The sequence below is a fragment of the Bradyrhizobium glycinis genome, from assembly GCF_016031655.1.
GTDB classification, from domain to species: domain Bacteria; phylum Pseudomonadota; class Alphaproteobacteria; order Rhizobiales; family Xanthobacteraceae; genus Bradyrhizobium; species Bradyrhizobium glycinis.
In genome coordinates, this window is the sequence record NZ_JACCHQ010000018.1 from 162,181 (window position 1) to 169,215 (window position 7,035).

The 7,035-nt window shown below is 58.3% G+C and carries 7 protein-coding genes; 4 read left to right on the plus strand and 3 right to left on the minus strand.

Features of this window, described 5'->3' with window-relative positions; translation table 11 throughout:
* Window positions 1-10: 10 nt before the first annotated feature.
* The 4 genes from HZZ16_RS24335 (at window position 11) to HZZ16_RS24345 (ending at window position 2,823) form a co-directional block, all read left to right on the plus strand.
* The gene (locus HZZ16_RS24335; protein WP_197952402.1) at window positions 11-397 is read left to right on the plus strand and encodes a response regulator transcription factor; all 387 of its coding nucleotides are present in this window, start codon (window positions 11-13) and stop codon (window positions 395-397) included.
* A 949-nt stretch (window positions 398-1,346) separates the two neighbouring features.
* Window positions 1,347-1,472 carry a hypothetical protein gene (locus HZZ16_RS37965; RefSeq protein WP_283815867.1) on the plus strand — a complete coding sequence of 42 codons (126 nt, stop codon included), beginning with the start codon at window positions 1,347-1,349 and terminating at the stop codon, window positions 1,470-1,472.
* 247 nt (window positions 1,473-1,719) lie between these two features.
* The gene (locus HZZ16_RS24340) at window positions 1,720-2,091 is read left to right on the plus strand and encodes a CidA/LrgA family protein (RefSeq protein WP_197952403.1); all 372 of its coding nucleotides are present in this window, start codon (window positions 1,720-1,722) and stop codon (window positions 2,089-2,091) included.
* Window positions 2,092-2,100: 9 nt separating this feature from the next.
* On the plus strand, window positions 2,101-2,823 hold the full coding sequence (locus tag HZZ16_RS24345) for an LrgB family protein (protein WP_197952404.1): 723 nt from the start codon (window positions 2,101-2,103) through the stop codon (window positions 2,821-2,823).
* 341 nt (window positions 2,824-3,164) lie between these two features.
* Here the strand turns inward: HZZ16_RS24345 and HZZ16_RS38385 are convergent, their stop codons facing one another.
* From HZZ16_RS38385 to HZZ16_RS24360, 3 genes are all read right to left on the minus strand, one after another.
* Window positions 3,165-3,335: an aldehyde dehydrogenase family protein gene (locus tag HZZ16_RS38385; protein ID WP_197952405.1), complete on the minus strand. Its 171-nt coding sequence runs from the start codon at window positions 3,333-3,335 to the stop codon at window positions 3,165-3,167.
* A 1,033-nt stretch (window positions 3,336-4,368) separates the two neighbouring features.
* Window positions 4,369-6,057, minus strand: a complete 1,689-nt coding sequence (gene nodU / locus HZZ16_RS24355; protein ID WP_197952412.1) for a nodulation protein NodU — start codon at window positions 6,055-6,057, stop codon at window positions 4,369-4,371.
* A 694-nt stretch (window positions 6,058-6,751) separates the two neighbouring features.
* Window positions 6,752-7,035: transposase domain-containing protein (locus tag HZZ16_RS24360; RefSeq protein ID WP_197948773.1), on the minus strand; the 284-nt coding region annotated here is incomplete at its 5' end.

The following is a 7,035-nucleotide window of genomic DNA, read 5'->3' on the forward strand; positions in this document are numbered from 1 at the left end:
AGGGCTCGTCTTGTCCACGCCTTTGATTTCCGTCGTTGACGACGACCCCTCGGTCCGTGCCGCGACAGAGAACCTTTTGAAATCGCGCGGCTACATCGTCCGAATATTTGCGTCTGCCGAGGAACTCTTGCGGTCGCCGTATTTGGACGAGACATCCTGTGTTATTACCGATGTGCAGATGTCGCCCATGAGCGGCCTGGAGCTGTTGGCAGAGATACGGACTCGTGGTTACGACGTGCCCGTCATTTTCATTACTGCTTTCCCCAACAACCGCGTGCGGGCGTCAGCCCTAAGCGCGGGAGCGACCGGCCTCCTCGCCAAACCCTTTGGCGCAAAAGCATTAATCGAGCACCTCGACACCGCACTGAAGGCGTGTGGCGGCCGAGGCGGCACCTGATGCATTCGACCTGCAGCGCTTGAGTTCATGTTCATCTAAACGCTCGATGCGACGACGATCTCGCCGCCGATCAACCTCTTCGGGATCGGATAGGCTGCTCGCTCTGGAGGCGAGCGAGACGTGGATTCTTGCCTACAATGCTTTATCCGGTGCGGCTACATTGGTGCAGAACAACCTCGTGGCTTTTAGGTCGGAGGGCACTTCCGGTCGACGCATTCTGTAGGTCGACGTTGAAGGCAATGCTGCCCCAAAGCAATCGGCGACGTTACGCATTCTTAAGGAGCGGAACTGGCCGAGTGCGCTCGACAAATCAAGCGATGGCTGTGCTCAGCCCGACAGAGACGATGAACAAACGGGCTTCGCCCAGGACAACCTGCGTATTCCGGCAGAAGCTGCTCGCTGATTCAACGAACCCGCTACGCGAGAATGGGGCAAGCCTGCTAAACTGAGATGTCCCATCTGAGAGAATGTTGATCTTCTGCCCCCTCTCGAGACAAGGGACCCAAATGGCTACGATGAGCGTTCTTGGGTAGCGCATACGTCGAGAACATGACGGTCCGCATCTGCCGCCACGTCTCAACAATCCTATATCTATTCGATCGCAAAGTTTAGCGGCCATTTCGGTTACGCCGGCGATCGATGTGAGTTTTTGAGCAGGTCCGCGCCTACCATTGCATGTCGTCGCCGTTCGTCGTCCCACATCAATCAGGTTGCCTGCGCGCTGCGGTTCTTCTTGGCCGTCACACTCGGGGAAGACGGAGGCAGCCGGCGAGGGGGCGAGCATGGCGGCCGTTGACCCGTACCGAACGAGCGCTTCGAAACAGCCGCGGGCAGCCGCCGGGAGAAAGGCCGTCCCGGCGAGCTTTTTGGCTGAACGCGCAAACAATCCAGCTCTTTCCGACGCCGGTTGTGTCAATGATGAGCAGATCCACTCGCCGGCGGCGAGCCCATGGAACGACAACCTGTCGAGCCCGCGTCGGCGGAAGAGCAGGAACAGGTCGAACTGTGGGTCGCCTTCCTTGAGACCACCGCGCTTCAAACAGTCCGCGTCTGCCTGACGCCGGGCGCTGCCTAAGAAGTGTCCAGGGCCAGCTTCGTCGTTCAATCGAGCAAGGGCGCGAGCGTCGAAGCGACCTACCGTCTTAAAGCAAGGGCGAGGGCAACGATCTCTGATCGTGCCAAGTCGTGTTCGCGTCGAGCGACATGATCAGCCCAGCAGCGCCGCCCCCCATCATGCGGCCGGACTAAGACTCCTATTGCATCTTGGTGGTTGACAGCCTTTCGTTAGATCGGCTTCATGCGGCTTGTCGCAGGGATTGCCTATGATTGCGGGCCTCGCCGCCATTCTCCTCAGTCAACTCATCGGCGAGCTGGTTGTCCGAGGTCTGTCTCTACCTTTGCCTGGGCCGGTGCTTGGGCTCGTGTTGTTGCTCGTCGTGCTCCTCGCCCGTGACCGCTTTGTGATGATCGCCCGCGGCCCCCTTGCGGATGAAGGGGTAGAGGCTGTCAGCCGTGGACTCCTTAAGCACCTGTCGCTGCTGTTTGTGCCTGCCGGTGTAGGGGTCGTGCAGAAGCTTGATGTGCTCGCCGCGCATGGCATCGCAATTGTTCTCATTCTGTTGGTGTCGGTGACAGTGACTTTGCTCGCGACCGTTCTAACCTTCCGCCTCATTAGCCGTCTCATGCGCCTATAGGAGCCGCGAATGAAGGAGAACCCGTTCTCGCTGTGGGTCAACCTCTCACAGTCGCCCCTACTCTGGCTAACGGTAACCCTGACTATCTATGCCATCACAGATTCGGTATCAGTTGCAACGCGCCGTCATCCGCTCGCGAACCCCGTCCTGCATGCGATTTGGATCATCGCCATCTTTCTAGTTCTGACCGGCACGCCCTACACAGTGTATTTTTCAGGTGCGCAATTCGTGCAATTCCTGCTCGGGCCAGCAACTGTTGCGCTCGCGGTGCCGCTCTATGACAATCGCAAGCTGGTGACTACTGCAATCCTGCCCATGCTGGTCGCTCTGCTTGCTGGCTCGATCACCGCCGTCATGTCTGTGATCTTGCTTACCAGGGCTGCCGGCCTGCCCGACGAGGTTATCCTGTCCCTGGCGCCGAAATCCGTCACGGCCGCCGTTGCCATGGGCATCAGCGAAACCCTGCATGCTGACCCCTCGCTGACGGCCGTGGCGGTCATTCTCACTGGTATAATGGGGGCGATCGTCGTGACCCCGCTCATGAACCGGAGCGGGATCACCGATTTTCGAGCACGCGGCTTCGCCGCAGGTATTGCGGCGCACGGCATCGGTACGGCGCGCGCCTTCCAGGTTGATGAGATCGCCGGGGTGTTTGCGGGGCTCGGCATGAGCCTGAATGCGCTTGTGACCTCGTTTCTGACGCCGCTCGCCGTTACGGCATTGATGCGGTGAGCCTGCGTAGCTGGCTTCACCATGACCCAGGTATGGTCCCTCAACCGTCAAGTTTGATCCAGCTTGCAGCGGGAAACAAGAGTGCTCTGCACACGCAAATTTTGTCCAAGACGCACCGATTTACCTCGCCAAGTATCTCATTTCTGCTTCCACCTGAATGAAAGAAGGTGTCTGCCCAGCAAGAGTGGGAACGCAGCCGGATTTCTCCGACCGCGGCTCAAGTCTAGGGAGAAGGGAGACTTAGCGGTCTGCCAGCTGAGACCGGGCGAAGCGCATGGGGCGATCCGGCGGCACTGTCGAACGAAGTCGTTCTCTGCACTTTGGCGTCTGGCATTCCGATTTTAGCTCGCCTGGCTCACAAATTTGGTATCGAGATAGCCCTTGATTGCCTCGAGGCTACCTTCCGAGCCAACGGTCGAGTCCCTCGTTCCTCCGAAAGGCACTTCATGAAGCCCAAGTCCATGATTGATCGACACCATGCCGCATTGAAGCTCGGCCCTCGTCGTGGCCATCGTTGTGGCGATCGCGTGTTGGCGTAGGCGGTGAGCCCGTAAAGCAGTCGACTGGTCTCCGTGACAAGCTCGTCATAGGTTTCAAATCACGCAAGCGCGGCGACGGGACCGAACGGCTAGTCAATCATGATCGGCGCTTCAGGCGGAACATCGGCCAGGATCGTCGGCTCGAAGAAGTACCCGCATTGCCGATACGCTTGCCGCCGGTGCGCAACTGGGCGCCGCAATCGAGAGCGTCCAGCGACAAAACTCTCCATTGCACATCGACCGGCAGTGAATTCGCGGGCGGTCCCGTCCGGCTACCCCTTTGAGGCAATTACCAACCTTCATCGCGCTGGCCCCCGCAACAAACCTAAGATGCTCTCATGCACCAGACACGTTGGCCAGACGCGCTGAAACGAAGACGAGATACTACCCGGTATTTTCATAGTGGTTTCAGAACGAGGGAAATTCTCGTCCTGAGGGCGCCTTGTGATATCGCCCGTAAGCACCTGCCAGCCAGGCGTTTCCTCTCCCGCAGCGGAGACCCCAGTTCGCGACGTTCTGGACCGGACCAAAGCACAAAGAACGCATCCATCTCGCCATCGATCCGGATGCAGTGAGCGGTACCGCGATCAATCTCGATGATAGCCTGGCCCTTCTCTAGACGAGTCGGCGTCGTGAATGGCGCTTCGGCCACTTTCCGCGGCGGCACAGACGATCCAACCTCAATCGCCACGAACCCAGGTCTAATCGCTTCAGCGTGCTTCCAAAACTCCTTTGCCACTTGAACCGCTGGCTCACATGAAGCCGACCACGCGAGTTGCCTCGGAACTTCTGACGCCGGGCTCGCGCGATGCTCCAACAAGCCGCTCGTTCTTGTCCAGCGACGATGGCCGCCGCCGCTCTACCGATATGATCACCTCCGCCCTCGAAATCGCCATGGCGCTTCTCCTCGGTTATCCCTAGGACCTGTAGCCATCGCGTTCGCCAAACAACGCAGCCTCTGGCCGGAAGTGTACGATGTTCGGGCGAACAGTCCCGCTTCCGCGCGCTAAGGAGAAAGATGCCGTTGGCTAGCGTCAGTCACCGGCCCACGTTTGGTCCACAGCATGCCATCGCACCACACGTGGTCAACGCGGTCCCACTGGCAGGCAGATGCCGCATTCGGGAAAAAACCGCGTCCATTGTGATTGGCGCTGGTGTTGCATAATAGCGGAATGCCGGTCAGGCCTTCGTATTCGACGAGAAGTTCGGCGATTTTGTGCTGAGAGGTCCTGCGAATAGTCTGCAACCGCGCAGATCCGTCAAGATGCACAACAGCGGGAATCTTGTCCCGCCATTCTTCGCGTGTTAGGTGCTCGAAAAGCATGTAAGGATCTGGCGTTCCCGGAGTAAAAATATCCGGCGCACGATCTTCCAGGCATATTGGCGCGACAGGCCGGAAATGCTCGCGAAGTTTAATGTCGTTGAGATAGTCCTTCATTCGCGGCGATATCGCCGGGGCCAATATGCTCCTGCTACCTAAAGCCCGAGGTCCAAGCTCCGCGCGACCGGCGAGAAAAATGATGGGCTTGTTGCCAGCGAGAATCGTTGCAAGTTCACGCATGCTACATGGAGAGCTGCCCCATCCGGGCGGCACCTCGCCTCGTTCCACAGCCGGACCACTGTAGACCGACCATTCCAACGGTACAAAGCCTTGGTCCGCCGCCAATGCGGAGCAAGCGGCACCGATTGCCGAGCCACTATCGTTTGGAAAGGGTGGCACCCAGATCGCGTCGAACAAGCCGGCCGCCCGTAGCGCGCTGTTCCATTTTATGTTGAGACCACAACCGCCCGCTACGCACAAATTGCGCACCGGAAGCGTCGAATGTCGCTGTACAGCCCTAGCGAGTTTCTTAACGAGCAGACGCTCCTGGAAGTAATGAAACGATGCAAGTACATCTTCGGAGGCTTTGGCCGTGAGCCGTAGCGCGCTGGCATCGAAGAACTCGTGGACAGGCTCAAGCGCCTCGTCCTCGCTGCAACGACCGACTGGCTCCGTAAAGGTGATAAAGTGCTTTTCGTAGAGCTCCTGAAACACCTCGACGATGCTTTCATCGACTGACCCGAGCGCAATGTAGGCCATCAACTTGCCCGCAACACCAAGGTCCCACTTGGTCCGGTTCGCCTGCTTATATGGTCCGAAATGGTAGCCTGCGGCAGCATAAGCATGCCCAATCAGCGGGAAGAGGCACTCGACGAACCTGGCTGCGCGGCGTTCCACAAGGTAGAGACGCGGAAAGGAAGCGCCGTCCCACACCAGACAGAACGCGGGCTGTCCGGCCTTGGCGAAAGGGCTCGTACAATAAGAGGAAGCCACGTGGCCTGTGACATGCGGATAGCTTTCGTAATGGAAGGCGCTCCCATTGAGCATCAGCCCGGAGCCGTCCTGCCCTTTGAGGAGGCCTTCGGCCTTACACTCAACATACGGGGCCCCTTTAATGGTAATGGGTTCAGTCCCACTGAGAACCTGAAACTGTGACTCAATCCCGCCCCACCATCCGTCGATGACAAACCGATCAATGTCCCGCGGATCTAAACCGTGCTCTGCCAAGGCGACCACAACTGCATCGAGATTGTCGATTTTTTGATATCGCGGATTATTGCCCCGCTTCTCCTGCTCGACACAAAAAACAAGCCGTCGGTCTTCGACCAGAGCGACTGCTCCGTCATGGGTCAATTTGATACCGCAGATGCGCATACTTTCTCCGAGACTAATGTCGGTAATCCACTCGATTTGAAGGCGCGGCACCTGTTGCTTATGTCTCGCGAGACCCAGATGGCCTTCCATCTGTCACGATGCACGATGTGGGCCAGTTCCAATCAAAGTCAAAGGAAGTCGCGAGAGTTGGCTCAGACACATAAAACGTCGCACCGTATGAGAAGCTTGCAGCATAGTGATTGCGGTTTTTCCAGCGCTTATTGTGCCACTCCACGATCATGATAACGGCCCACGAAGCAGAACGCGAGTTACCCTCTCCATAGGCTTGCAAAGCAAGTTGCCGAACTAGTAGGAGGGGCTACCAACGACGCGGTGCGTCAGGACCTCACGGCACGACCTTAACCGGCGCACCCGTCGACGTGCAGGCCACCAGCAGGGCCGGGACGAGGAACGGCTGCAATCACATTTCTACCCAGGGCAAACGTACTATGCGGCCGCCATCGGTTTGCAGATCTCCTTAGTTGCGAAATTCAGAGCGTGACGATCCAGGCCAGCCGACACGATTGGCGCGCGGGCTCTTTATCTTTCGCCGATGTGAGGTGGATGGCACGCACGGTGGCTGAAGCGCGGCCCCTCCCGCCATTGCTGGCGCCGCAGGTCGGCTCTACCGTTTGCAGGCGTGTCGCCAACGTACTCATCGTCAATGATAGTGACTTCGACGTAAGCGTCGTTTTCAAGCCACGGCTTTGAGGGCTTGAGCGCGGTAGGACCAGGGCAGTAGCTGGTCGATGTCGCGGTTTGGATGCCCGTTGACGATCCTGGTCAGGACATCGGTGAGATAGGCGAGCGGATCGACGTCGTTGATCTTACAGGTCTCGACCAAGGACGCGATAACAGCCCAATGTTCCGCGCCACCGTCAGATCCAGCAAACAGCGCGTTTTTGCGGCTGAGCTTGATGCCGCGGATCGATCGTTCGACCGTGTTGTTGTCGAGTTCGATGCGGCCGTCATCGATGA

What these genes read in the sequence shown, in the direction of transcription:
- HZZ16_RS37965 (WP_283815867.1), top strand. Translation starts at nt 1,347, where the DNA reads ATGGAACGACAACCTGTCGAGCCCGCGTCGGCGGAAGAGCAGGAACAG.
- HZZ16_RS24340 (WP_197952403.1), top strand. Translation starts at nt 1,720, where the DNA reads ATGATTGCGGGCCTCGCCGCCATTCTCCTCAGTCAACTCATCGGCGAG.
- HZZ16_RS24345 (WP_197952404.1), top strand. Translation starts at nt 2,101, where the DNA reads ATGAAGGAGAACCCGTTCTCGCTGTGGGTCAACCTCTCACAGTCGCCC.
- HZZ16_RS38385 (WP_197952405.1), bottom strand. Translation starts at nt 3,335, where the DNA reads ATGGCCACGACGAGGGCCGAGCTTCAATGCGGCATGGTGTCGATCAAT.
- nodU (WP_197952412.1), bottom strand. Translation starts at nt 6,057, where the DNA reads ATGCGCATCTGCGGTATCAAATTGACCCATGACGGAGCAGTCGCTCTG.